Below are 26,243 nucleotides of genomic sequence, written 5' to 3'. Positions count from 1 at the left end.
ATGGTTATACGAGATTAATTCCGATGGGGGGAAAACGACTAATGACGGACGTAGTTAAAGCAATCATCCTTGGCATCATAGAGGGCTTAACTGAGTTTTTACCAGTATCGTCAACCGGGCATCTGATTTTGGCGGGCGATTTGCTCAATTTTGATGGAGAGGCTGCCATAACTTTTAAAATTGTGATTCAATTGGGTGCTGTGATGGCTGTTCTGATCCTTTATTGGAAAAGATATATGGAGATTGGTGCTAATCTGGTTAGAATGGATTTTGCCCAAAGTAAAGGGTTAAATGTCATTCATATGATCTTGGCGATGTTACCAGCATTAATCTTATATCTTCTCTTAAAGGACACGATAAAAAGCCAGTTATTCGGCCCGGCCCCTGTCTTGATCGGTCTAATTGCAGGAGGGCTGTTGATGATCCTCGCAGCACGGAGCAAGAGGACGAAAACCGCTGATACGATGGATGATATGAATTATAGACAAGCTTTGGGGATTGGCCTGTTCCAATGTTTGGCGTTGTGGCCGGGATTCTCGAGGTCGGGAACGACCATTTCGGCTGGTCTGCTGCTCGGTGCTAGCCAAAAAGCCGCGGCTGATTTTACCTTCCTGATATCTGTGCCTGTTATGTTTGGAGCAAGTTTGTTGGATTTATACGATAGCCGCAATTTACTGAATGCCGATGATCTTATTCTGATGGTAATTGGCTTTATAACATCCTTTCTTGTGGCATTGATTGCCGTTGCAACGTTCATTAAACTGATTAAGCGGCTTCGATTGGAATGGTTTGCTCTATACCGTTTTGCTTTAGCAGCTATCTTCTATTTCATCGTTATACGGTAATGCTCCTTCTTTCATACAGTGTTCTGCTCTTCCACAATCACAAATAAAAAATGTGGACTATAGGCTGCTACTTTGATAGAATGTCATCCCATGTATGTAATCAAAAGCAGATTAGAGAGGTGGATGCTAATGGGAAATACTGATAAGTTTGAAATGATTGCTCATACCTATGACACGCCGGAGAGAATTCAAATTGCACAGGCATCTGCTGATGCCCTTCGCGAATATATCGTTGATGCCAAGAGTAAGAAAGCTATGGATTTCGGGTGTGGTACTGGCCTAGTCGGTATGAACTTGATAGATGGTTTTGATTCGATGCTATTTGTGGATACTTCTCCTAGTATGGTTCAGCAAATAGAGCATAAAATTTCTGATCTACATATTCATAATGCTGCTACATTATGCTTTGATATTGAAAAGGAAGAACTGGCAGGCGTACATGCTGATTATATATTCATGGCTCAGGTGCTGCTCCATATTCAAGATATTGAATTGGTGTTGTCCAGGCTTTACCGTGTTCTGAATGATGGAGGGCATCTACTGATCATAGATTTTAATAAGAACGAAAATGTGGTTTCCGATATGGTTCATAACGGATTTGATCAAGCCAAGCTCACTGACATGATGACGCAAATAGGGTATAGGCATATTCAGTCTAAAACCTTCTATAACGGGAGTAAGCTATTCATGGGACAAGATGCATCGATGTTTATTCTTGATTCTCATAAATAATATCTGCTTCATCGGAGAGCCGCAGTGAATGCGGCTTTTATTGCGTTTATTTGCAATAATTTATCCATTTGCACAGGTATTCAAGCTTATATCTCAAAAGTGAAGAGTGGTCGATTCGTTTTTACATTTTCATGGGATAACAATATAAATACAATATTAATCGATACTTATTTATTGCAAAACGATAAATATTTTGCTAAAATCAATTTCATAATAATGAAGTGAGGTGCTTTTTATGAAGCGAGGGTCTACACTATTTCTAAGGATAGCCGTAATTCTCATTGGTATTCCAGTTCTTGCATTGTGCATATTTGTGGTGCCTGTGATAGCACATTTTATTGCACAATTGTATCCAGAACATAATTATTTGAAATATCTCGTTTTTATCGATTTGTATGCAGCCGCGATACCTTTTTATATTGCTTTGTATCAGGCTTATAAGCTTTTAGGCTATATTGACCAGAACAAAGCTTTTTCAGAACTATCTGTACGCGTATTAAAAAATATAAAATACTGTGCAACCATAATCAGCAGCATATTTGTGGTAGGCATGCCGCTGTTCTATCTGATAGCCGAGAAGGACGATGCTCCAGGCATCATAATCATTGGATTAGCTCTAATTTTTGCGTCCATGGTGATTGCTGTTTTTGCTGCTGTTCTTCAAAAGCTTCTAAAAGAGGCAATTGATATAAAATCTGAAAATGATTTGACGGTCTGAGGTGATAACTATGGCGATTATTATCAATATTGATGTCATGCTGGCTAAACGAAAGATGAGCGTAACCGAACTCTCGGAGAGGGTTGGAATAACCATGGCCAACCTGTCTATATTGAAAAACGGAAAGGCCAAAGCAATTAGGATCTCAACGTTAGAAGCTATTTGCAAAGCGCTCGATTGCCAACCAGGAGATATTTTAGAATACAAGAGTGATGAGTTCACGGAAGGAACATAAAGCAGCAACTAAAAAGCCGCCATTTCGGCGATTTTTTTTATTAAGTTTCACAGCCGACAGCCATCGTACGTTCTATAGCCCGAAGGAGCCATTTTCATATATAGACAATTAAGAGAAAATGAGAAAACCAGATGAATAATGAACAAATCATCTCGTATGGTGGCAGACAAAAATGGAAGGGAGGAACTATTAGAGATGAGTAAAACAGGAATTTGGTTATTCTTTGCATGGACTGTATCTGCTGTGGCAACTAGCGGAAGTTTGTTTCTTAGCGAGGTTTGGCATTTTACGCCATGTGTCTTATGTTGGTACCAAAGGATCTTTATGTACCCGTTAGTCATCGTGTTAGGAATTGCAGCATATCGGGAAAAGACACACATCGTCCCATACATCCTACCCCTTGTCATTATTGGCGGAGGTATATCTACTTATCACAGTATTATTCAAAAGCTCCCCAAAGCGTCGGATAGTGCAGCATGTGGGCCGGTGTCCTGCTTGAATGACTATTTGAATTGGTTCGGCTGGTTGACTATACCGATGCTGGCATTTACCGCGTTCGTGCTCATCGCAATTGCTTTATTGATGGCCGTTCGCTCGCAGAAACAACAAACAAGCCAGTAAAGAAGCAGTAACTTTATTCATACCAAAGAAAAAAGCCGGGTTGTTTACACATTATTCCTCGAATGATTTACGTTCACCCGTGCTACCTTTGTAGCTCGATGTTATATCATATTTATTACGCCAGCTCGGTTTACACATCCGATTCTTTTAATGTACAGTCGGAAGATTTTGACGAATAATTGCTGTATAAAATGTACAGAGTAAGGGGGGACTTGAAGAGAAAGGAAATATGTTCTTATGAATCAATATTGGGATGAGTTTTGGAAATCGCTTGTATTAATTATATTTGGAATGTTGCTGCTTCGTATTTCGGGAAGAAAGTCCATATCACAGATGACCATTCCTACAACGATTACCATGATTTCAATTGGCACTATCATTGTTCAACCCATTGCTGAAGAAAGTATACTCCTTACCGGCCTTGCCGCAATCGTGTTTATATTAGTATTAATATCTGTTGAGATTTTGCAGGTTCGCTTCAATCGGTTTGAGAAGTGGATTAAAGGGCCAGCCATTATTGTTATTGAGGGCGGACAATTGGATGAGCGTAATTTAAAAAAACTGAGATTAACCGTGGATGCTTTGGAAATGAAGCTGCGGCTGCAGGGAATATCAAAAATAAGCGATGTTAAGACAGCAACGATCGAACCAAACGGCCAACTCGGTTACGAACTGAAGGATTCGGCCAAACCGGTAACTGTTTCGCAATTGGAAAGCCTCTTATCTAAATACTTCAACGGTACAGAAGATGGGAGTGATGTTGCAATCTCGAACTTACCTAACCAAGAGACAACCTTATTTAACGAGATAAGAAAAGGAGATCAACACGTGACAAACAAACAGCTTCAGTAATCTCCAGCATATCTGTAATGCTAATTCAGGGAGCCCGCTGAACAAAAATATAACGCCGCGGGACCATGTACACACAATTTCTATTTACATACCTATTACTGTATTACGCCTTCTGATTAATTGTCAGAAGGTTTTTTAATGGTCAACATTCATATGGAAATTATTGAGGAGAAAAAGTAAGGGATTCCCCCCATGATTTTGGTTAGCATCTTGCTCTATCGACTGGGATATTATCATCGCTAAAAAGCAGATTTATAATTTTACATGCTTCGAGGCCTACTATACAATGAACAAAACAGCCTACAGTTTAAAAGAAGGGGAGGAATTCATTTGAAAGCAGCTATTCATCATGGTCGCAGTGGGCTGGATGGACTTCGGGTCGGCGATATGATATCGGAGCAACCGGGTCCCGGTGAGATCAGGGTCCGTTTAAAGACGGCCGGACTAAATCACCGTGATCTATTTATCATGAAGGGAAGAAGTTCATCGGATGGTCCGCTCATTCCGGGTTCCGACGGCGCAGGCATCATTGATGCTGTGGGTGAAGGAGTGAATGGATGGGATGTTGGCGCAAGCGTGATCATTCATCCAACAATCGGTTGGGATAAAATCGAAGAAGTACCGACCGTGCCGCAGATCCTTGGAGGACCCACAAATGGAACATTTGCAGAGAACGTCATTATTCCAGCGGAAAATGCCTTCAGCAAACCGGAGAACCTAAGCTGGGAGGAAGCAGGAGTGCTGCCACTATCAGCATTAACAGCCTATCGTGCGCTGTTCACAAGAGCGAAGCTCAAGGCAGGCGAGCATGTGCTCATCCCTGGAATTGGAGGCGGGGTCGCTACCTACGCCATGCTTATGGCGCAAGCTGTAGGAGCTGTCGTGAGCGTCACTTCACGGAACGAAACCAAGCTTGAACAAGCACGCCGCTTTTCTGTGCAACATGCTGTGCTCAGCGGAGGGGATTGGAATGAAGAACTGAAAGGAGAGAAGGTGGATGTGATCCTGGATAGCATCGGTCCGGCTACCTTCTCTAAATACTTGGAAGTGATCAAACCGAATGGGCGGATCGTCAGCTTTGGGGCCAGCTCTGGCGATGCGGTAGAGGTTCCGCTAAGGGCTTTGTTTTATCCGCAGCTTTCCTGGATCGGAACATCGATGGGAAGTCGGGAGGAGTTCGGAGATATGTTAAGGTTTATGGAAGAGCACGCCATTCGGCCGCTGATCGACCAGATGTACCCGCTAGATGAGACAGTGGAAGCATTCCGCCGGATGAGGGCTGGCGAACAGTTTGGCAATATTGGGTTGGATCTGACTAGTTTGAGCAGATAATGCATGCGCACACCCTAAAAGCCTATCATCACATGTTCATTCATATATAAATCTAAGGGTCGCATAATATGAGACCTTTTTTTATTTTAGTATAATGCACATTATAAAAGGAAATTTTCCCTCCCGAGTGAATAATTAAGGAGAGGCAGATACACCCGAGTATCGAACAATATCAATTTAGGAGGTAACTATGGTCTATGTCGCATTACTCCGCGGGATCAATGTAGGCGGAAATAATAAAATCGATATGAAGCAGCTAAAAATATCTTTCGAGCAGGCCGGTATGAACAATGTCGTTACGTATATCAATTCAGGCAATATTGTTTTCACATGCCATACCGGAACTAAGGCGGAAATATCCCGCATTTTGGAATTATCTATTCAAGAAAACTTTGGATTACAAATCAAAGTACTGGTTCTTAATTTTGATGATATGAAAACAATCATGTCCGTGCTTCCGGAAACGTGGACAAACGACGCTAATATGAAATGCGATGTGCTTTTTTTATGGGACGAAATCAATAATAAAACTGTTCTGGACAGCTTGGTCATCAAACCCGATATTGATACGGTGATATATGTTGCAGGAGCAATCATCTGGTCCGTTGATAAGCAGAATCTCACAAGAAGTGGCATGACCAAAATTATCGGATCTAATATATATCGCAAAATAACAGCAAGAAATGTAAATACAACTCGCAAAATATATGATCTTATGCTGGCATCTGAAAAGTAATACTGGGAGTATTACTAATTAAATCAATTGATGAATAAGTGCTCATATGTTAATATAGCATCTAAAATTGCAGGAGGCTGCATACTTTGATGTTGGATACGATCATTATCGGCGGTGGACAAGCTGGGCTAGCGGCTGCTTATTATCTCAAACAAAATTCGCGGGATTTTATTATTCTGGATCAACATAAGGAGGTAGGTGATTCTTGGAGAAACCGATATGATTCACTTCATCTGTTTACACCAAGAATGTACAATAGCTTACCGGCTGTCCCCTTTAGCGGAGATCCTCAGGGCCTACCTCATAAAGATGAGGTTGCTGATTATCTGAAGAATTATGTTAGGCGAATGGAGCTTTCAGTACAAGGAAATACTCAAGTATTTTCATTAATAAAGAGATCCGGGGTATTTGAAGCAGCTACATCCCATGGACTGTTTACCTCGAAGAATGTCATCGTAGCGACAGGACCTTTTCAGAAACCATTCATACCTTCCATTCAAGAACAATTGGGGAGTAACATAATCCAATTGCATTCATCACATTATCGTAACCGTAAGCAGCTTAAGAAAGGGGTAGTTCTTGTAGTCGGTGCAGGCAATTCGGGAGCACAGATTGCCTGTGAACTGGCAAAGACCCATGAAGTACATCTATCCGCGAGCGGTGAAATTAGATATAAACCATTACATATTTTCGGTAAAAGTATTTTTTGGTACTTCAATAAAATGGGCTTCTTAACGGCGAATAGGAATAGTACGCTGGGTCGTTGGTTGTATAAACAACCTGAACAAATATATGGAAAAGAATTAAAACATCTCATCAAAAGAGGAAGCATAAAACTTCATTCACGAACCGTGAAGATGTCGAACCATGAGGCATATTTTCAGAATGAGGCAGCACCTATACATATCGATAACTTGATCTGGGCTACAGGTTTCAGGCAAGATCATGAGTGGATCGAAATTAAGGAAGCATTTCATAATGGACATATTGCACACCAGGAAGGTGTGTCTGTCGTGAACGGTCTTTATTTTGTAGGATTTCCATGGCAAACAAGCAGAGGTTCTGCATTACTGGGATGGGTAAAGTACGATGCCAAGAGAATTGTTGATCATTTAGTGAACCAGCCTTGAAGAGATAACGATAATGAGATTATGTATATTTTCAATCAATTCGGGTTTCTTAATCGTAATCCTTCCGTTTTTCTTGCCTTTGCTATACAATAAGTAGTAATGGTAAATAGGATGGTGGAACATAAATGGAGCATAAAAATCCCTTGGTTGAAGATTGTGATGGATCATGCTTTGGCACTGATGCTGATTTGCAGCAAGTTAGATCAGGCATGATCGATGAGCAGGCAGCTATTAAAGTGGCAGACTGGTTTAAAGCTTTCAGTGATCCAACTCGAATTAAATTAATCAATGCTCTATTACAGAAAGAATTATGTGTCCATGATCTTTCTGTACTACTTGAGATGGGACAGTCCGCGATCTCGCATCAGCTGCGGTATCTGCGCAATATGAGAATTGTGAAACGTCGTAAAGTTGGTAAGACTGTGTTTTATTCTTTGGATGATACGCATATCGAGCAAATCTTCACACAAACCCTAGAACATACCATGCATGCATAATACTATTAAAAGCACCGGCAGGCGACTGCTGGTGTTTTTTTATGTCAGTGAGACTATTTCTCATTTCATTTGTTAAGAATATGCGAAATCATTGACATCTGACTTTTCATTTGAATATAATGGGTTTAATAATATATGAATAAGTGTTCAAGTGTTATCGGGAGTGCTGATGGAAGGAGAATAAGGAATGAATGCTCAAACTACATCAAAAGCGAAAAAAGAATTGATCCTGGAAGGATTAGATTGCGCAAATTGTGCAATGAAGATTGAGAATGGCGTAAAGAAAATTGATGGAATTACAACCTGCTCCGTCAATTTCGTAACCAAAACGCTAACCTTGGAAACGGCGGCGGGGCACGAGGAAAGTGCCGTAACCAAAGCCAAGGCGAAAGTAAACATTCTGGAACCTCATATTCGTGTGATCGAAAAAGGGAATGCCGGAACTGGCACTGTGCGATCGGAAGAGGATCAGCATGATCATGAGCATGGCCATTCACATGATCACGGAAATGAAAATATAAAACGTATCATTATTCGATTAGTGATCGGTTCGATCCTTACAGTAATTGGTTTCCTCACATCATTCTCAGGCTATGTCGAATTCGCACTTTTTGCAGCGGCATATATCATTATCGGTGGAGATGTTGTCCTTCGAGCTGTGAAGAACATCGTTCGTGGACAGGTATTTGATGAGAATTTCCTCATGACAATTGCGACACTGGGTGCTTTTGCAATTCAACAATACCCTGAGGGTGTAGCTGTTATGTTGTTTTATCAAATCGGGGAGATGTTTCAGGGGATTGCGGTTAACCGCTCTCGGAAGTCAATCAGTGCCCTAATGGATATACGTCCGGATCATGCGAATTTAAAAGTGGGGAATGACACCAAGCGTGTTTCTCCCGAGGAAGTCAAAGTTGGCGACTATATAGTCGTAAGACCTGGTGAAAGAGTACCGCTTGATGGGAAGGTTATCGAAGGTAAATCCGCTATGGATACTTCAGCTCTAACCGGGGAATCCGTACCGCGAGAAGTGGAGCCCGGCATTGAAGTATTGAGTGGTTTTATTAACAAAAACGGTGTGTTGACGATCGAGGTCGCCAAAGAGTTTGGCGAATCAACGGTCTCCAAAATTCTAGACCTGGTTCAGAATGCTAGCAATAAGAAAGCTCCAACGGAGAATTTCATTACAAAGTTTGCACGTTATTATACACCGGTGGTTGTGATTGTTGCGGTTCTCCTTGCCGTAATCCCGCCTTTGGTTATTAATGGGGCTACATTCTCTGAATGGGTATATCGTGCTCTTATATTCCTTGTTATCTCGTGTCCTTGTGCTTTAGTGGTTTCAATCCCCCTTGGATTCTTTGGCGGTATTGGAGCAGCTTCCAAGAAGGGTGTGCTGGTGAAGGGCAGCAATTATCTTGAGGCACTGAACGATGTGAAATATGTTGTGTTTGATAAGACGGGAACGCTTACGAAAGGTGCATTTAAAGTAACAAAAATTCAGCCAAAAGGAACAATGACACAAGCGGAATTGCTTAAGTTTGCGGCTTATGCTGAAATGCATTCTACCCATCCCATTGCTGAGTCCATAAGAGCTGCGTATGGACAAGAAATACATGAGCAAGAATTAGAGGATTATAATGAGATATCAGGTCATGGTATTCAAGTAAAAGTAAGCGGCAGGGAAGTTCTCGCTGGAAATGCCAAGTTAATGATCAAAGAGAACATTCCTTTTGAGCAGCCGGAAGATCTGGGTACCATCGTACACGTTAGTATGGATGGGGAATATGCAGGCTACATTGTCATTTCCGATGAAGTGAAAGAGGACTCGGCCGAAGCCATTCGAGCTTTGAAGAAACTGGGCATCAAAAAGACGGTTATGTTAACAGGTGATTCGAAAACGGTAGGTGAAGCAGTCGGACGTCAGCTTGGTCTGGACCAAGTTCATGCTGAACTTCTCCCACAACATAAAGTCGAAGAGATTGAAAAATTGGATCGTGAAAAGAACCCGAAAGAGAAAATCGCCTTTGTCGGTGATGGTATCAATGATACGCCGGTATTGGCCAGAGCGGATGTCGGGATTGCCATGGGCGGACTTGGTTCCGATGCAGCTATTGAAGCAGCAGATATCGTGATCATGACAGATGAACCCTCCAAGATATCGACTGCCATTCATATTGCAAAGCGTACAAGAAGAATCGTATGGCAAAATATTATCTTCGCATTAGGAGTAAAATCGATATTCTTGATCCTTGGGGCATTCGGAATTGCGACCATGTGGGAAGCTGTATTCTCAGATGTTGGTGTAACACTGTTAGCCGTTTTGAACGCGGTACGTATTCTTAGAAGCTAAATAATAAGAGAGAGCCGGTCACGGCTCTTTTTTTACTTACAAACAGGAAAGTTTGTTACCAAACGTATTCATTAAAAATAACTTGACTCTGACACTAATGTCAGGGTTTACAATGATTACGAATCGTTCACTAAGGAGGTGTTGAAGTATGAAGATCGGGGAATTATCCCTCCGCACCGGTGTCAGCATTCGATCTCTCCGATATTACGAACAGCAAGGATTAATTACACCGGTACGAAGTGAGAACGGTTATCGTGAATATTCTCCTTTTGCGGAGGAGCAGGTCAAGAGTATCAAATTGTACCTTAATCTTGGATTATCGACAGAACAAATTGCTGGCTTTTTACAGTGTGTTTTAAAGAACAAAGAAGCTTTCTGCCAAGAGGTGCTTCCTATTTATCGCCAAAAGCTTGATGAAATTGAGACACAAATTCAGTTGTTAAATAACATCAAGTCTAATTTAGAAGAACGTATCCAGTCCATTCTGGATGAACAAAATACAATTGAAGGGGAGTTTTAATGATGAGTTTACCTATGATTGATCAAGTAAGTTTTCAAAGTGCAATTAATGAAAAGTCCATCACTTTAGTTGAGTTCGGTGCGAGCTGGTGCCCGCCTTGTAAAGTGCTTAAGCCAATTCTTGAAGAGCTGAGAAATGAAGAAGAGTATCTGGAAGTCCTTCAGGTGGATTGTGACCTGTCACCAGAGCTTGCAGCTGAGTTCGGGATCATGTCGATGCCGACAGTGATTGTATATCATCATGGAGAGCCTCAAGATAAAATTATAGGACTTAGACCGAAAATCGTATACCAAGCAGCGGCCTCTAGTTTTAAATCCTGACACTATGTATCAGGTTGAACAATTAAAGAACATTCTCTGTATAAAACTGGTACCTTCAGACATACAGAGGAGCAGATAAATGTACGTAGCAAAAGGATTATGGAGATCGTTGTTAACTGCTTGAAAGGTGACTAGAAAGCGGATATTGCTGCAACCGACAAAAACGAGATCCATATGATTCATTTAGCGGATATCCTCACAGAAGGGATTATCAAACAGTTTCCTGAAAAGTTTTAAGATAGAAGTTGCATAGCAGATACGCTTTTCATAATCATCCTTAGGGGTGGCTATGAAAAGCTTTTTTTATATATACATAGCAATCAAAAAAACAAATCACAGATGCAATTTTCTGGTAAAATGTAAGCAGGCAAATCATTCTTTGAATCTTATTTTAAAAAGTGTAATCAATCGTACTAAATTTAAAGGAGGCTGTATTATGGCATCAACGATTACAGTGGAAACCGTTGTTCATTCCCCTATTGAAAAGGTGTGGGAATATTGGACAGAGCCGAAGCATATTACAGGGTGGAATGCTGCTTCGGAAGATTGGCACACCCCATATGCGGAGAATGATTTAAAGGTTGGCGGTACGTTTGTCTCGAGAATGGAAGCGAAAGACGGGAGTTTTGGGTTTGATTTTACCGGAGTCTATGACGAAGTGAATAAGAACGAAAGAATATCGTATACGATCCCTGACGGCAGAAAAGTAAAAGTTGAGTTTTTCAGTCAAGATAACGACACACGGGTCGTCGAATCGTTCGATGCAGAAGATAGCAACGAAATTGAAATGCAGCGAGCCGGATGGCAAGCGATACTGGACAATTTTAAGAAGTATGTGGAGTCGTCTATACATAAATAAAAGATCATATGGATTTCATAGGTGCGTGCCGACTGCGGTACGCGCTTTTTCTATCTCTAAATCAGAAAAAAGTCCAACAAAAAAAGAACCTGTGCAAAATCATCAGATTCTTTGTTATTGCTTATGTACAGAGTCAATGATACAATCAGAAAGCAAATCGTATCTTACATTTAGACATGAGAATTTCATCTTATATATCAAGAATAACATGCGGGTGAATCTCTTGTCAAATGTTTTTTTAGCAAACTGAATGGGTGGGAGAGATGCTTAGTGAATTCTTTAGCTGTGAGCTTTCAGGAAACGGATAAAACTCAGCTTTTACTCGTTGGCGGAAAAGGATTAAATCTGGGTGAGTTATCAAACATCGAAGGAATACAGGTACCCGAAGGGTTTTGTGTTACTACGGTTGGATTTCAACGAGCAATCGAACAAAACGAGATGTATCATGGGTTGCTGGGTCGATTAACTAAGCTAAAAACAGAAGATCGGGAGCAAATTAGTGAAATTAGCAGAAGAATTCGGCAGCTCATTTTAGAAACTGAAATTCCTTCTGATGTGGTGCAAGCAGTGACTCATTATCTCTTCCAGTATGGCGAAGAACATGCTTATGCCGTGCGTTCCAGTGCAACAGCCGAAGATTTGCCGCATGCTTCTTTTGCTGGTCAACAAGACAGCTATCTAAATATTATCGGTACAGAAGCTATTCTAAGGCATATCAGCAAATGCTGGGCTTCCCTTTTTACGGATCGTGCAGTCATCTACCGTATGCAAAATGGATTTGATCATAGTCAAGTTTATATATCTGTTATCGTTCAGAGGATGGTCTTCCCCCAAGCGTCAGGAATTATGTTTACTGCAGATCCGATCTCCTCTAACCGAAAGCTGCTATCCATTGATGCAAGTTTTGGGCTAGGAGAAGCACTGGTCTCTGGCTTGGTATCTGCTGATGGCTATACAGTACAGGAAGAGGAAATAATCGATAAACGAATTGCAGCAAAAAAAATGGCTTTAGATGCACGGGCAGAAGGCGGCACAGAGACCCGCCAGCTTGATCCTGACCAGCAAAAGACTCAAACACTGACGGATCAACAAATTATGCAATTGGCTCGCATTGGCAGACAGATCGAAGCTCATTTTGGCCAGCCGCAGGATATCGAATGGTGTCTGTCCGATGATACATTTTATATTGTCCAGAGCCGGCCGATTACGACTTTATACCCGATTCCTGAAGCGAATGATCAAGACAATCACGTCTATGTATCTGTGGGTCACCAACAAATGATGACGGATCCGATCAAACCATTGGGATTGTCCTTCTATCTGCTTACAACTCCGGCGCCTATGCGTACAGCTGGGGGAAGATTATTTGTGGATGTTACACCTATGCTCATCTCACCTGCCAGCAGAGATATGATATTAAATACCTTGGGACAATCAGATCCGCTCATTAAAGACGCACTTATGACCATAATCGACCGGGGAGATTTTATACGATCAGAAACTGCTGGACCGGAAGGGGCGCAACCTAACCATAGCAGCAAAGGAGTAGCGTCCCTTGGTGTTCAAACACAGATTGAAAACGATTCGACCATCGTATCTGATTTGATCAAGCGTAGTCAAATATCAATCGAAGAGTTAAAACAACATATCCAGAGTAAAACAGGAGAAGATTTATTCGATTTTGTTCTGGAAGATATACAGCAGCTCAAGAAAATACTATTTGACCCACAGAGTTCTGCCGTGATTATGGCTGCTATGAATGCTGCAACATGGATCAATGAAAATATGCACAAGTGGTTGGGTGAAAAGAACGCAGCAGATACGCTAGCTCAATCTGTACCTGGTAATATAACTTCGGAAATGGGCCTGGCGCTGCTGGATGTCGCAGATGTAATTCGTCCATATCCGGAAGTCATTGAATTTTTGGATCAAGTAGAAGATGATCACTTTATGGATGAACTGGTTAAGCTGGAAGGTGGACCGGAGACCCGTGATGCGATCCATGATTACCTCAGCAAGTACGGCATGCGATGTGCCGGGGAAATCGATATCACCAGAACTCGGTGGAGCGAACAACCCATGACACTTGTCCCGTTAATTCTTGGCAACATCAAAAACACTCCGCCTAATGCCAGCCATCTAAAATTTGAGCAAGGACGCCGCGTTGCACTAGCAAAAGAACAAGAATTATTAAGTCGATTGAAGCAATTACCGGACGGTGAACATAAAGCCAAAGAAACCAAACGAATGATCGATTACATCCGAAATTTCAGCGGGTACAGGGAATATCCTAAGTACGGCATGGTTCATCGCTACTTTATTTATAAGCTGGCATTATTGGAAGAAGCCGAGCGACTTGTGCAAGCAGGCGTTATTCAGGAAAAAGAAGACATATACTATTTCACTTTTGAAGAACTTCGCGAAGTCGTACGTTCAAACGAACGGAAAGACCCGGGATCCATGGTCGAGCAGCAAGCGAAGCTTGCGACCAGACAGATCATTAGCCAGCGAAAAGCCGAGTACAGATTATATGAAAAACTAACTCCACCACGTGTGATGACGTCTGACGGTGAAATTATTACAGGTACGTACAAACGAGACAATCTCCCTAACGATGCGATTGTAGGGCTGCCTGTTTCATCCGGAGTGATCGAAGGAAGGGCACGCGTCATCTTAAACATGGAGGATGCAGAACTGGAGAACGGGGATATTTTAGTCACCGCATTTACTGATCCTAGCTGGACACCATTGTTTGTATCCATAAAAGGGCTGGTTACCGAAGTCGGTGGACTGATGACTCATGGAGCCGTTATTGCCCGTGAATATGGTTTGCCTGCTGTTGTAGGAGTGGATAATGCCACCAAGCGGATCAAAGACGGGCAACGGATTCGCGTGCATGGGACAGATGGATATATCGAAATATTATGATAACGACTGCATCGAAGTTTTTCATAGTATCATAGTAGGTGAACTCAATTACCACACGAAGGAGGGATTATCATATGCAATATGGACCTGATCCTAATGCAATCTATCCTAATGAGGCAATCAAAAGTATATGTTATATTAAAAATGTTGTAACACGCTCAAACATTATTGTCGGTGACTACACCTATTATGACGACATTAACGGTCCAGAAAAGTTCGAAGAGCATGTCACACATCATTATGAATTTATTGGAGATAAGCTGATTATCGGTAAATTTTGCGCAATAGCAAAGGGTATTGAATTTGTAATGAATGGTGCTAACCATAGAATGAACAGTGTCACTACCTATCCATTTAACATTATGGGCAATGGTTGGGAGAAATCGACTCCAACACTGGATGACTTACCTCTTAAGGGTGACACTGTAGTTGGAAACGATGTATGGATCGGTCAAAATGTCACTGTAATGCCCGGTGTGCATATTGGTGATGGAGCAATCATTGCAGCTAATTCTGTCGTTGTAAAAGATGTTCCGCCGTACCATATTGCAGGCGGGAATCCCTCCAAAATAATTAAGAAAAGATTTGATGACGAACTCATCGCTCATCTCCTCAACATTAAATGGTGGGAATGGCCTGCTCGTAAAGTTTTCGATAATCTTGAGACTCTATGCAGCGGTGATCTGACAAAAATTAAGGGTATTTCCTAACTATAAAAGTAAATTGGTAAGTGAATATCAAGAGTCTAGCAATATAACATGAAACGCAGCCGAAAGGCTGCGTTTTTTTAGTATCTTGAGGAAGATCATGTTCAAGGTTACGATTACAATCAGGGGAAAATCCTTATTATAAATCTATTTTTTAACATTTTAATGAACCTTATTGGGCTATCGGGCCAATATCAGGTGTAAGTCTTAAATGGAGGCCGGCCCTATGAATGAAATGGATGTAAAACCTTGGCTCATCCGGATGAGCCAGGGAGATGAAGAAGCATTCCAGGCAGTTTATGATCTAACGCGTGATCAGGCTTACGGTTTGATCTATTACCTTGCTCCCAACAAGCACGATGTCCCAGATATTATGAGTGAGGTGTATATCGAATTATTCAAGAGTCTGGACAATTATCAGCAGGAGCAGAAATTCAGTTCTTGGTTCAATGGCTTGATTATTCGGCAAGTTCGAAACTGGAAGCGAAAGAGCTGGCGTAGAATTCGCATAATGGAAAGAATGAAAGGGATGTCTTTTGAACCGCTCCATATGGTGATGGAAGATCGCGCCTCTCTTCTTAGCGACCGTCTTGAGCTACTTCCGATGCTAGAAGATCTGCCTTTGAAGCTCAGAGAGGTTGTCGTGCTCAGATACTATGAGGACTGCACACTTGAAGAAATCGCCCAATTGTTAAAGATTCCGTTAGGTACCGTTAAATCCAGGCACCATCATGCCCTGAAGCGACTGCGCTCTATGTATAGTCAGCGGGACCACAGAAAGGAGCAGGACGGCTATGTCTATTGAAGAACAATTGAAAGAAGAGTTTAAACATAACGCTAAAAATATTGTGTGTCCTCCTACTATAGATCTGCGTGTAATGAACGCCTGCAGAGAGCAGATGCTGGAAAAGAAGGGAGTACAACCAATGAGAAGAAGAGGAAAATTGTATAAATCTATAATGTTCATCTTAGTGATCGCTGTCGTAAGTGGCTTTGCTTATGCGGGTCGGACACTGCTGTTCGAAGAGACGAAAGGTAATATGACGATGTCTGCCGCTAAGTTAGAGGAGTTCAAGTTAAGTAACACCCAGATTGAAAGCATTCGCGAGGCTCGAAAAGAAGTGAAAGCACAGTTGAATCCCGGAGAGTCCGCTGTCGTCTATTTAACCGAATTGGATAAAATCACGGACCTACCGTTTATTACTGTTTCTAAGCCGGAAGTGAATGAGGATCTGGATAACTGGAGCAAGGCAATGGCTCATCAATTCAATGTTCTGCCTCCGGATTCCCTGCTTGGATCGTATAGTTTTGCAGGAGGTATGGAATTGTCTCCTTTCGGCGTTTTTTGGGGATCTGAAACGGACATGACAACACTTAAGAAGGAAATGAAGGATGAGAGTGAAGCGAGTGGAAAAGACATGGTATGGCGTATTACGCAGGCGCCGAGTTCATTACCAATGTTGTCTTACACCACCACATACCGAAACTCAGAACAGGAAACCTTGTACTTGGTTATGGAAACCGCCCTTGATTCCAAAATTAAAGTACAATTGGTTACTCCACCGTCAACGAAATATGAAAAAATGGATCTGAATGGATATTCGGCCCATTATTTTAAAAACGATTCCTATATCTATACCGATAACAATTTCTACCAAGAAATCAGCTGGATGACCGAACGAGAGGGGCGGGCGATTATTTATCGAATTGGAACCGATTCGCCTTCTATGACTAAAGAGAAACTGATGGAAGCCGCACAAAGTCTGTAGGGAACAAAGATTCAGTTGGATCGTACGATAACATACAGATATGATTAAACTAGGCGCAGGGACATTTCCCTGCGTTTTTGCATAATATCCCTAAAAGAGAAATTTCCACATAAGAAAACCGCCTTGGTGAAAAGGCGGTTTATTAAGTAGTACTGATCATTCCCCTTAGTGGAATATCAGTATAACTAAAATTATTAAAACTTACGCTTATGATAGGGGATACCTTCGCCATCTTCGCAATAGGATTTGAGACTATAAAGTAAAATAGCCCAGTTGTAGTTACATGAGCGATAAAATGGCGTTACTTCTTTCCAGTTCATATGACGTAAAGTAATAAAAGACTTCCCGATCTTCTCTTGAATATCAAAGGAAATAATCGTACCAATCCATTCTGGATCTGAATCTATACACTGCCAAACAACTTTTTTATTAGGGATCAATTCTTCTATTCTCATCTTAGTTATGTCATTGCTGCCAAAACGAAATTCATTAATAAAGCCAATCTGATTATTAATAATGAGTTCATTGGTCCATATTTCCGACAGCCCTTCAGCGGTGGTTAAAGATTCATACACCTTCGACGCTGGGACATGTACAGTTTGCAAGTGCTCGATATTTGCCATTTCCTACTCCTTTCTAACTGTAAAAATTAATGTTTAATGCTTATGCTAACATATGATGAATATAATATTTTCTTTTGGATTGCTATGTTGCAGTTATTACATTTATTTCTAAAAAAAAGATATTACATTTGTTACCATAAATACAAGATTACATCATCTTAGCTAAAGTTTCAATTCAGACACTGCCTTTCTTTCCTGGGATCGAAATTATAAATGGATTCATGTTTATATAATAAGGGAGAGGCCTTTGCAGGCATGTTTCCGCATTAATCAGTGAGCAAGGGGCAACCTATTTATGGAATTATGAAGGGACGGGAGATATGCATAAGCTGGTTTTGATTAGACATGGGGAAAGTGAGTGGAACAAAGCAAATTTATTTACAGGCTGGACGGATGTAGACTTAACGGATAAAGGTATTCAAGAGGCTCAGCATGCTGGCAGTTTACTTCAGGAAGAACAGTTCGTATTTGATATAGCGTACACCTCTTATTTGAAGCGAGCGATCAAAACATTGGATTATGTACTTGAAGAAATGGATTTGCTGTGGATCCCTGTGTATAAGACTTGGCAGCTGAATGAGCGGCATTATGGTTCGCTTCAAGGTTTAAGCAAAAAAACCACAGCTGAGTTATATGGAGAAGAGCAGGTTAAATTATGGCGCAGAAGCTATGATGTACTGCCTCCTGCTTTGACAAAAGATGATGAACGCTATCCAAAGCATGATCTTAAATATCGCAACATGGATGAGAAGCTTATCCCGTTATCGGAAAGCCTGAAGGAAACCATTGTTCGAGTAAAGGATTATTGGGATCGGGAAATTGCACCGCAAATCATGTCTGGTAAAAATGTAATTATTGCTGCACATGGCAATAGTTTGCGATCCTTAATTATGTTTCTGGACAATCTGAGTCCAAAAGAAATCATTGATTTGAATCTGCCAACGGGGATTCCACTTGTATATAATCTTGATGACCAATTATATCCGATTGAGAAATATTATCTGGGAAGCGAGAAGCATATAGAGAGAAAGATCAAGCAGGTTGCCGAGCCAGACAATATTATGGAATAAGTGTGTTAGCTGGTTATGGTTTGTCCATTAGTGATCACCTGGATACTCAATCAGAGAGTCCGTTCCATGAAAAGCCGCCTATATGGCGGCTTTTCATGCTGTGAACCCTTTGGATGCAGTATTATTTATACTGCTTTTCGTTTCAAATCTTATACTACTAGGTAGTCATTAAAGTAGATCGGCTGCAGGGGCTATCTAACCCCTGCAGTACTCATTCTTCACCAACTTCGAATCGTGTTCGTTTATTACTCTTGTGCTTACAGAGCTGCTTCGCTATAGTGTACCCGATAAGATATGCAGCAGAGGAGGTGTTTCCATCCACTGTAAAAGGTACGATGGATGCATCTGCAACAATCAGATCTTTAACTCCATGGACATGTCCTTTACGATCAACGACTCCTCCTTTAGATAAAGGGGCCATACGCAGAAAGCCCTGCTGATGGTGATTGTGATCGAAGTTTTCCTTAATAAATTCTTCAAGCAAGTTCTCATCTTCAATGATGTCAAATGAGGGTGATACGAGCTGATAAGAGGAATCAATTCTTTCCAATTCTTGCGCAATATCTTTGATATACGTTCGATAAATTCTTTTTATTGCTTCCATGTCGTCCGGATCAGAGAGAAATCCTTCGTCTGCAAGTACGATGTTTAGCGGATCTTTGCTCTGAATACGGATGGAACCCTTACTCTTCGGCTGCAAGTATAAAATTGCTAATGTCAAATGTTCTTCCGATCCGATGCCAACAAGCTGAACCGCCCGTTGATCATTAATACCCGATGGATCTGGCAGGAAAGCTCCTCCTGTATAAAGAGCATTCGGATCCAGGGCAGGGCGGGGATGATCTTTAGAATTGGTAGCAAATACAGCAGTATTTAAAGTATGGTTTTTTAATCTTTGTCCGACGTTTGGATTATTGAAGATAACCGGGATTCCCGACTTTTTCAAGATTTTTGCAGGTCCGATTCCAGATAGCATCAATAACTGAGGACTGTTGATTCCAGCCGATATGATAACTTTTTTGCTCGAATACGCACGCCGACACTTACCATCCTTCAAATATTCAACACCTATGGCACGCTTGCCGGAAAATAGGATTCGGAGAACCGTTGTCCGAAATTTAACAGTTAATTTTCGGTTATGAACTCCACGACCTGTTGGTGTCATAATATCCGAAGAGAGGAAGGCTGTGGAAGAGCTTTCCCTGCGGCCATCAGGCTGTTGGTATAACTGCCAACGAGTGAACGGTCCTAGAGGTGTATCCGGATCATTATAATCAAGAATGGCAGGATAACCTGTTGCACGCTCGATCGCAGTTGTCAGCTTGTGAGCCATCGGAGTTGGCGTGTCCGGTGCTTGCCTAATGTTAATTCTTCCATGATACCCGCGAGCAGCAGGATCTGTGGTTTCACCATTATAATTCTCCAGAGCTTTGAATCGTCTTGTGGCTTTATCAGGTGACCACTGAGGTCCAAGCAGTCGTTCCCACTTTTCCAGCACAGCCGCTGTTGGTCGTACATATTGTTCTCCGTTTATGGAAGAGCCGCCCCCTGACAACCGCCCTGTTGTCCATTCAAAAGCGCGTCCATCAAGTCCTTCCTGGGGTGTCCCTTCTCCCTGCCAAAAGTAATTCGGAAAGAAACTTTCCTCAAGTTCAAGTGCCATGGATGAATCCTTGATTGGTTTGTCTTTGTCATGATTACCGCCCGATTCCAAAACAAGCACGGAAGTCTGTAAGTCATCAGTTAGTGTCTCTGCGAGTACAGCCCCAGCTGGACCTGTGCCTACGATAATGTAATCGTAAGTTGTTTTTTTGTCCATTAACACACTCCTTTAGAAATCAACTAGTTCAGGATATTAATGTATTCTGACAAAGGTGCCTAATTCTGCTGTGGTCAAAGGGTGACGCACAGTTTTGTGTTTATATTCATAAACCGTGAAACATACTGCTTGTTTATTAGTTTTGAGTGGCTCCAAGCCTTAAAAACCGGGGATCGTTGATGTAGAGAATTAACCGTTGGATAATACTGACATTGACAAGAGAAGGCTTTTCCAAAATAATAGAAAGTAATTGAATACTGGTACCTTTAAATCAGTCCAGAGAGGCTGGCAAGGGCAGCGGATTTTTATGATCACGCGTAACTCAGGGCATATCCCGTCAGGGAATGTTCTGCGTCTTCGCGCGGGTTATGATGCAAAGAAGAGGCTACTTGTCAGTTTGAGACTTGACGAGTAGCCTCTTTTTTCTGCTTTTTTGGTATCAGGACACTTAAACTGGAGGTATTCTGATGAGCAAACTAGATAAGGAGTTTTCGTGGCAAGCGGTACCGAAAACGCAGAGAAATCACTTTGGAAAGACGTTCTCCGTCATGTTGGCGTTCACTTTCTTCTCGGCAAGCATGCTGGCGGGAGGGACGCTCGGAGTCAGCTTGACGTTCATGGAGTTTATGGCAATTGTGCTTGGTGGTAATTTGGTACTTGGTATTTATACGGGAGCACTCGCACATATCGCGGCCAAAACAGGCCTTTCCACACATTTGCTGGCGAAATATTCGTTTGGTAATAAAGGTTCGTACTTGCCTTCATTCCTGCTCGGCTTCACACAGGTCGGATGGTTTGGCGTCGGTGTAGCCATGTTCGCAGTTCCGGTTGCCAAAGCGATGGGGTGGAACGTGTACTTGCTGATCTTCTTGTTTGGTCTCGCGATGACAGCATCCGCTATCTTCGGTATGAAGTCGCTCGTTATACTGGGCTATGTAGCGGTTCCGGCCATAGCGATTCTCGGTGGCTACTCCGTATTCAAAGGAGTTAACACACTGGACGGCTTGCAAGGTTTGCTCGATTACACGCCAACACAGTCACTCACCGCGGCAGCAGCATTGACCATTTGTATTGGGTCCTTCATTAGCGGCGGAACACTGACGCCCGATTTTGCCCGATTCGCTCAGACGTCCAAGCAAGCAGTTACCGCAACCGTCATTTCATTCTTTTTGGGGAACTCACTCATGTTCCTGTTCGGTGCAGTCGGCGCAATGGCATATAATCTGTCCGATATTTCAGAGGTTATGTTCTTGCAAGGATTGATCGTTCCTGCGATCATCGTTCTGGGACTGAATATCTGGACGACCAACGATAACGCACTTTACGCTTCCGGGCTAGGTTTCGCCAACATCACTAAGATTTCGAAAAAGTTCTTTGTCGTCATAAACGGCATCGTGGGTACCGTATTCGCCATGTGGATGTACAACAATTTCGTCGGTTTCCTGAATGTACTGGGCGCAGCGATCCCGTCCATCGGTGCCATTATCATCGCGGATTACTTCTTCGTGAAGCGCAGAAACTACAAACCGTTTGCAGAAATGACATTTAAGAATGTAAACTGGATAGCGATGGCTGCTTGGGCTATCGGCGTTGCTTTCGCTCAACTGGCACCGGGAATCACGCCGTTGAACGCACTCATCGGTACGGCAGTGACCTACATCGTCTTGATGCTGATCATTCCTGCCAAAGAATCTACAGAAAAGGGGAAAAACAATGATTATACAGAACGCAAAATTGCGGGGTAAAGAAGGTTTATGGAATATCGTCGTGAAAGACGGGAAGTTTGAGCAAATTACGAAGTCACTTGAAACAACTGCGAATGAGGAAGTCGTTGATGTGGGTGGCTCGCTGGTACTGCCGCCATTCATCGAGCCGCATATTCATCTGGATACAACGTTAACGGCTGGTGAGCCGGAATGGAATTTGAGCGGTACGCTATTCGAAGGTATTCAGCGCTGGTCAGAACGCAAGGCATTTCTGACACATGACGACGTCAAAACACGTTCCAAAACAGCATTGAAATGGCAGATCGCGCAGGGCATCCAGCATGTACGTACACATGTGGACGTTACTGATCCAACCTTGACTGCTGTAAAAGCAATGCTTGAAGTGAAGGAAGAAATGGCGCCATATGTTGATATTCAACTCGTCGCTTTTCCACAGGAAGGTATTCACTCTTACCCGAACGGTGCAGAATTGCTGGAAGAGTCCTTGAAAATGGGCGTTGATGTCGTCGGCGGTATTCCTCACTTCGAATTTACGAGAGAGTATGGCGTAGATTCGATGAAGGTTGCATTTGACCTGGCAGAAAAATACGATCGTCTCATCGACATCCACTGCGATGAAATCGATGATGAGCAATCCCGTTTCGTGGAAGTTGTCGCCAAAGAAGCTTACGAACGCGGGCTAGGCTCCCGGACGACGGCAAGTCACACGACAGCGATGGGATCATATAATGATGCATATACTTACAAATTGTTTAGATTGCTGAAGATGGCTGACCTGAATTTTGTCTCCAATCCTTTGGTTAACATCCATCTGCAGGGACGCTTTGATACCTATCCGAAGAGAAGAGGGCTAACTCGCGTTAAAGAGCTTCAGGAAGCCGGTCTTAACGTGTGTTTTGGTCACGATGACATCTTTGATCCGTGGTATCCACTCGGTACAGGAAACATGCTTCAAGTATTGCACATGGGCATCCATGCTTCGCAGCTGCTTGGTTACGACCAAATCGTGAATTCGATTGATCTCATTACGAAGAATAGTGCAAGAACACTTCATATCGAAGATAAGTACGGCATTGAAGAAGGTAAGCCTGCCAACTTTATCGTTCTTGAAGCAGAGAACGAATATGAAGCCATTCGCAAACAGGCTGGAGTGCTGTATTCTTTCAGAGAAGGACGCAAAATCGCGGAAACGAAGCCGCGTGATACATCGATCATTCTGGAAGGTAGCTTGGAGAAAGTAACCTTCAATAAATAAGCTAACATGCAAAAAAATCCGCGGATTCCGCGGATTTTTTTGGTTTAGCGATGCCGATCACTATGGCTAACGCAAAGCTTAACACAGAGAGGAAGGGGGCTAGAAGCCCCTCTTCCACATTCATCCTAAATCATTTTAATGCTGTAATTTTCGGAAAACACGATAGCTTCTTTGAGCGCATTCGGAGATGGCAATGGGGTGAAAGCCACTGACATCGGCATACAACGTATCGTTTAGCGGCGAGATCCACTTCTCAGGGAGCGCCGCTACTCCAAGTGATGCGCCAAGAATGGAACCGACGGTGGCGCCATTGCAATCGGTGTCCCAGCCACCAAGTACGGCTGTCGTTATGCCTTTCTCAAAATCGCCTCCGGAATGAATGAGCGCAGCCGCGCATAATGCAGCATTGTTATTGGTATGAACAGGGTGATAGTGCTTAAATGCTTCCCATATTGTACTCACCAATTCTAATGAATCTTCCGTTTCCTCAGCAATGTTGACCGCTAATGCGATATCTTCTGCAAGACGGCTGCGTTTCGGAATTTCACTCAATCCGATCTCAACAATTCGCTTCATATCACGTTCAACGAATGCGGCGGCAATCATAGCCGAACAAAACATGGCGCCGTAAATACCATTCTTCACATGGGAGAAGGAAGCGTCCCGCCAAGCAAGCTCAGCTGCAAGCTGGGGCTGGCCGGCAGCGCCGTATGCATAGCCGTCCACACGGATTTGGGCGCCGATCCATTCGCGGTAGGGATTTAGATAAGAGCGTCCCCAATGGATATGTTTCTCCCAGTCGTCTGGCCGCTCGCCGCTAATATGTGAAGTGACACGAGCGAAATTAAGATAGGACTGCGCTTCAGCCGTAAATACCTGCCCGAATGACAAATGACGATGCCACAGCTTGCCCACATCCCAGGCGTTGAAATCAAGCCCGCGCTCCTCAAGCATGAGCAGGCCGAGAACGGTATAACGAATATCATCGTCTGTTTCCATAAAGCGAATGTTTTCCCGGCAGCTGGCCAAGCTGCTCCACCTTGCTATCTCGATACCGTACTCGGCTTCTGCAGTTGATTCGCCCGGTGTATAATGGCGAATTGGCCATTGCCCTGCGCCTTCGAACCACAATTTAATATTGTGCCAGCCTGGCCTTCCGCCGGAGCCTTGCATGAAGGAAGGAGCTTCGAGAGGTTTTCCGAGCGCACAACCAGCCGAACGGCCAAGCCACGCACCATGAAATTTATCCTGCCATTTAAGCTCATCCCAGTTTCCGGACAGGAATCTCGGTCCATCCGGACGTTCGGCGCGAATGGCTTCCAATTCCGACGGCTCGATATACTTGAAATCCGCACGTGGTTCAAGAGCCATTAAAGCCTGGTATACTTTCATTAGCTTTGCTTCGTCTGTGCCGGCTGCTTCCAGACGCTCGGACATCCCCTCAATATTACAACCTTCTTCTCCGCGCTGTTTTATTTCTTCCCGAACGAGTTCCCTCAGTCCAATCCATTTCGTCATCACAGTTGCCCTCCTGAAATTAGTGAAATTAATATGTACCTTGATTATATCCAGCCATGACGACAATGGCTTCTCAACTAATGAAAGCATTATTCTCATTATTTGCTCATTCTGTCATCCCTCCAGAGTGCCGATAACGGATCGGAGACATGCCAACATTCTCTTTAAACACGCGGTAAAAGGTCGGCAAGCTCTGAAAGCCGCATTCGAATGCAATATCAGAAACAGCTTTGTCCGTTCCCGCCAATTCTCGCTTGGCAGCCTGAACACGCAGCAAGGAAACATATTCCGAGAAGCGATAACCGGTCGTTTCCAGAAATGCCCGGCTCACGCGCGAGACGCTTAAACCAAGTTCATCAGCCAATTCCCCTAAGTTAACCGGCTCGTGGTAACGATGCTCAACCAAAGCGGCCAGCGAATGCGCCTGGCGAACGGAATGTACCATATGATGACGCTCATCATCGGTTAGCAAACCGTTGTAGTGCCGAAGGAGATGGCCGCACAGCTGAATGAGCGCGCTTTTGGCCATGACCAAATAACCCGGTGACTGCTCCTGCAGTTCTTCCGCTATAGCCAGCACCCATGGGGTAAGCTGATTGGCGAGGGGAGAGCCGCTCATAATATGATTGCAAAAATGAGTGGAGCGATAGGAGAAGGGCAGAAGCAGACTGGGCTCCTCCGCTAGCAGCAGCGCGGGATCAAAGTTAATAAAGAGATAGCGGCTCGGGTCGTCGGGAGCAGATTGGGCAATATGCCGTTCCTCATTATTGACCAGAAATAAGTCGCCAGGATTAGCTGCATATTGTTTGTTGCCAAAGAAAAAATAGCCTTTGCCTGTTAAACAGAGGCCGATCTCCAGACTCGCGTGCACATGAGGCGGCTGCCGATAAGTGGCAGGGGTCCATTCGAAAGCATTGATAGCAATGGGATGGTCATAGGCAATATGAAGTTTCATTATGTTCCAACGCCTCCAGACAATCATGAATTTCTGTGCTAAGTATATAGACAAGGGATGCGTTCAACCAGATACTGTAATTTACTTTTATACGTCAATCACGTAATTATTCATTTTCTCTG

25 protein-coding genes and 1 pseudogene are annotated in these 26,243 nt (G+C 43.0%); 22 read left to right on the top strand and 4 right to left on the bottom strand.

Features of this window, described 5'->3' with window-relative positions; translation table 11 throughout:
- Nucleotides 1–41: 41 nt before the first annotated feature.
- The 19 genes and pseudogenes from AM231_RS10470 (at nt 42) to AM231_RS10380 (ending at nt 17,154) form a co-directional block, all read left to right on the top strand.
- Entirely contained in the window at nt 42–845 is an 804-nt protein-coding gene (locus AM231_RS10470; protein WP_054402562.1) for an undecaprenyl-diphosphate phosphatase, read from the top strand.
- 129 nt (nt 846–974) lie between these two features.
- Nucleotides 975–1,577: a class I SAM-dependent methyltransferase gene (locus AM231_RS10465; RefSeq protein ID WP_054402561.1), complete on the top strand. Its 603-nt coding sequence runs from the start codon at nt 975–977 to the stop codon at nt 1,575–1,577.
- Nucleotides 1,578–1,812: 235 nt separating this feature from the next.
- Nucleotides 1,813–2,295, top strand: coding sequence for a DUF2975 domain-containing protein (locus AM231_RS10455; protein WP_054402559.1), 483 nt, complete (start codon nt 1,813–1,815; stop codon nt 2,293–2,295).
- Nucleotides 2,296–2,305: 10 nt separating this feature from the next.
- Complete coding sequence (locus tag AM231_RS10450) at nt 2,306–2,530, top strand: helix-turn-helix domain-containing protein (protein ID WP_054402558.1); 225 nt, start codon at nt 2,306–2,308, stop codon at nt 2,528–2,530.
- A 195-nt stretch (nt 2,531–2,725) separates the two neighbouring features.
- Nucleotides 2,726–3,151, top strand: a complete 426-nt coding sequence (locus AM231_RS10445; protein WP_054402557.1) for a disulfide oxidoreductase — start codon at nt 2,726–2,728, stop codon at nt 3,149–3,151.
- Between the two features lie 237 nt (nt 3,152–3,388).
- Entirely contained in the window at nt 3,389–4,003 is a 615-nt protein-coding gene (locus AM231_RS10440; RefSeq protein ID WP_054402556.1) for a DUF421 domain-containing protein, read from the top strand.
- A gap of 330 nt (nt 4,004–4,333) precedes the next feature.
- Nucleotides 4,334–5,335, top strand: coding sequence for a zinc-binding dehydrogenase (locus AM231_RS10435; RefSeq protein WP_054402555.1), 1,002 nt, complete (start codon nt 4,334–4,336; stop codon nt 5,333–5,335).
- 190 nt (nt 5,336–5,525) lie between these two features.
- Nucleotides 5,526–6,071 carry a DUF1697 domain-containing protein gene (locus tag AM231_RS10430; RefSeq protein ID WP_054402554.1) on the top strand — a complete coding sequence of 182 codons (546 nt, stop codon included), beginning with the start codon at nt 5,526–5,528 and terminating at the stop codon, nt 6,069–6,071.
- 89 nt (nt 6,072–6,160) lie between these two features.
- Nucleotides 6,161–7,201 carry a flavin-containing monooxygenase gene (locus AM231_RS10425; RefSeq protein WP_054402553.1) on the top strand — a complete coding sequence of 347 codons (1,041 nt, stop codon included), beginning with the start codon at nt 6,161–6,163 and terminating at the stop codon, nt 7,199–7,201.
- 125 nt (nt 7,202–7,326) lie between these two features.
- Nucleotides 7,327–7,698, top strand: coding sequence for an ArsR/SmtB family transcription factor (locus AM231_RS10420; protein ID WP_053493162.1), 372 nt, complete (start codon nt 7,327–7,329; stop codon nt 7,696–7,698).
- A 187-nt stretch (nt 7,699–7,885) separates the two neighbouring features.
- Nucleotides 7,886–10,051 carry a heavy metal translocating P-type ATPase gene (locus tag AM231_RS10415; protein WP_054402552.1) on the top strand — a complete coding sequence of 722 codons (2,166 nt, stop codon included), beginning with the start codon at nt 7,886–7,888 and terminating at the stop codon, nt 10,049–10,051.
- Nucleotides 10,052–10,199: 148 nt separating this feature from the next.
- Nucleotides 10,200–10,571 (top strand): MerR family transcriptional regulator, encoded by a 372-nt coding sequence (locus AM231_RS10410; RefSeq protein ID WP_054402551.1) that lies wholly within the window; start codon nt 10,200–10,202, stop codon nt 10,569–10,571.
- A 2-nt stretch (nt 10,572–10,573) separates the two neighbouring features.
- Nucleotides 10,574–10,891: a thioredoxin family protein gene (locus AM231_RS10405; RefSeq protein WP_054403610.1), complete on the top strand. Its 318-nt coding sequence runs from the start codon at nt 10,574–10,576 to the stop codon at nt 10,889–10,891.
- Between the two features lie 96 nt (nt 10,892–10,987).
- Nucleotides 10,988–11,128 (top strand): annotated as a pseudogene (locus AM231_RS29920) (glycosyltransferase); the annotation flags it as partial.
- Between the two features lie 199 nt (nt 11,129–11,327).
- Nucleotides 11,328–11,750: an SRPBCC family protein gene (locus AM231_RS10400; protein WP_054402550.1), complete on the top strand. Its 423-nt coding sequence runs from the start codon at nt 11,328–11,330 to the stop codon at nt 11,748–11,750.
- A 270-nt stretch (nt 11,751–12,020) separates the two neighbouring features.
- Entirely contained in the window at nt 12,021–14,678 is a 2,658-nt protein-coding gene (ppsA, locus tag AM231_RS10395) for a phosphoenolpyruvate synthase (protein WP_054402549.1), read from the top strand.
- 74 nt (nt 14,679–14,752) lie between these two features.
- The gene (locus AM231_RS10390; protein WP_054402548.1) at nt 14,753–15,388 is read left to right on the top strand and encodes a Vat family streptogramin A O-acetyltransferase; all 636 of its coding nucleotides are present in this window, start codon (nt 14,753–14,755) and stop codon (nt 15,386–15,388) included.
- Between the two features lie 223 nt (nt 15,389–15,611).
- Nucleotides 15,612–16,190 (top strand): sigma-70 family RNA polymerase sigma factor, encoded by a 579-nt coding sequence (locus AM231_RS10385; protein WP_054402547.1) that lies wholly within the window; start codon nt 15,612–15,614, stop codon nt 16,188–16,190.
- Nucleotides 16,180–17,154, top strand: a complete 975-nt coding sequence (locus tag AM231_RS10380; protein ID WP_054402546.1) for a hypothetical protein — start codon at nt 16,180–16,182, stop codon at nt 17,152–17,154. The genes AM231_RS10385 and AM231_RS10380 overlap by 11 nt, the downstream gene beginning before the upstream one ends.
- Before the next feature lie 194 nt (nt 17,155–17,348).
- On the opposite strand, the gene AM231_RS10375 is transcribed toward AM231_RS10380, so the two are convergent.
- The gene (locus AM231_RS10375; RefSeq protein ID WP_054402545.1) at nt 17,349–17,777 is read right to left on the bottom strand and encodes an SRPBCC family protein; all 429 of its coding nucleotides are present in this window, start codon (nt 17,775–17,777) and stop codon (nt 17,349–17,351) included.
- 320 nt (nt 17,778–18,097) lie between these two features.
- Here AM231_RS10375 and gpmA point away from each other — a divergent pair, with 320 nt between their 5' ends.
- Entirely contained in the window at nt 18,098–18,847 is a 750-nt protein-coding gene (gene gpmA / locus AM231_RS10370; protein ID WP_054402544.1) for a 2,3-diphosphoglycerate-dependent phosphoglycerate mutase, read from the top strand.
- A gap of 211 nt (nt 18,848–19,058) precedes the next feature.
- Here gpmA and AM231_RS10365 read toward each other — a convergent pair whose 3' ends face one another.
- On the bottom strand, nt 19,059–20,666 hold the full coding sequence (locus tag AM231_RS10365; RefSeq protein WP_054402543.1) for a GMC family oxidoreductase: 1,608 nt from the start codon (nt 20,664–20,666) through the stop codon (nt 19,059–19,061).
- Nucleotides 20,667–21,133: 467 nt separating this feature from the next.
- On the opposite strand from AM231_RS10365, the gene codB reads away from it, so the two are divergent.
- Both codB and AM231_RS10355 read left to right on the top strand, forming a co-directional pair.
- A complete protein-coding gene (gene codB, locus AM231_RS10360; protein ID WP_054402542.1) occupies nt 21,134–22,411 on the top strand; it encodes a cytosine permease in 1,278 nt (425 codons plus the stop codon).
- On the top strand, nt 22,380–23,648 hold the full coding sequence (locus AM231_RS10355; protein ID WP_054402541.1) for a cytosine deaminase: 1,269 nt from the start codon (nt 22,380–22,382) through the stop codon (nt 23,646–23,648). Before codB ends, AM231_RS10355 begins: the two co-directional genes overlap by 32 nt.
- A gap of 135 nt (nt 23,649–23,783) precedes the next feature.
- On the opposite strand, the gene AM231_RS10350 is transcribed toward AM231_RS10355, so the two are convergent.
- Complete coding sequence (locus AM231_RS10350) at nt 23,784–25,166, bottom strand: ADP-ribosylglycohydrolase family protein (protein ID WP_054402540.1); 1,383 nt, start codon at nt 25,164–25,166, stop codon at nt 23,784–23,786.
- A gap of 106 nt (nt 25,167–25,272) precedes the next feature.
- Nucleotides 25,273–26,121 (bottom strand): helix-turn-helix transcriptional regulator, encoded by an 849-nt coding sequence (locus tag AM231_RS10345; RefSeq protein WP_054402539.1) that lies wholly within the window; start codon nt 26,119–26,121, stop codon nt 25,273–25,275.
- Nucleotides 26,122–26,243: the final 122 nt, after the last annotated feature.

Origin of the sequence: Paenibacillus solani, assembly GCF_001277345.1 — a bacterium.
In the GTDB taxonomy this organism is placed as follows: domain Bacteria; phylum Bacillota; class Bacilli; order Paenibacillales; family Paenibacillaceae; genus Paenibacillus_AQ; species Paenibacillus_AQ solani.
Note: the sequence above shows the minus strand (reverse complement) of the source record. Positions and strands in the feature narration are given on the sequence as shown.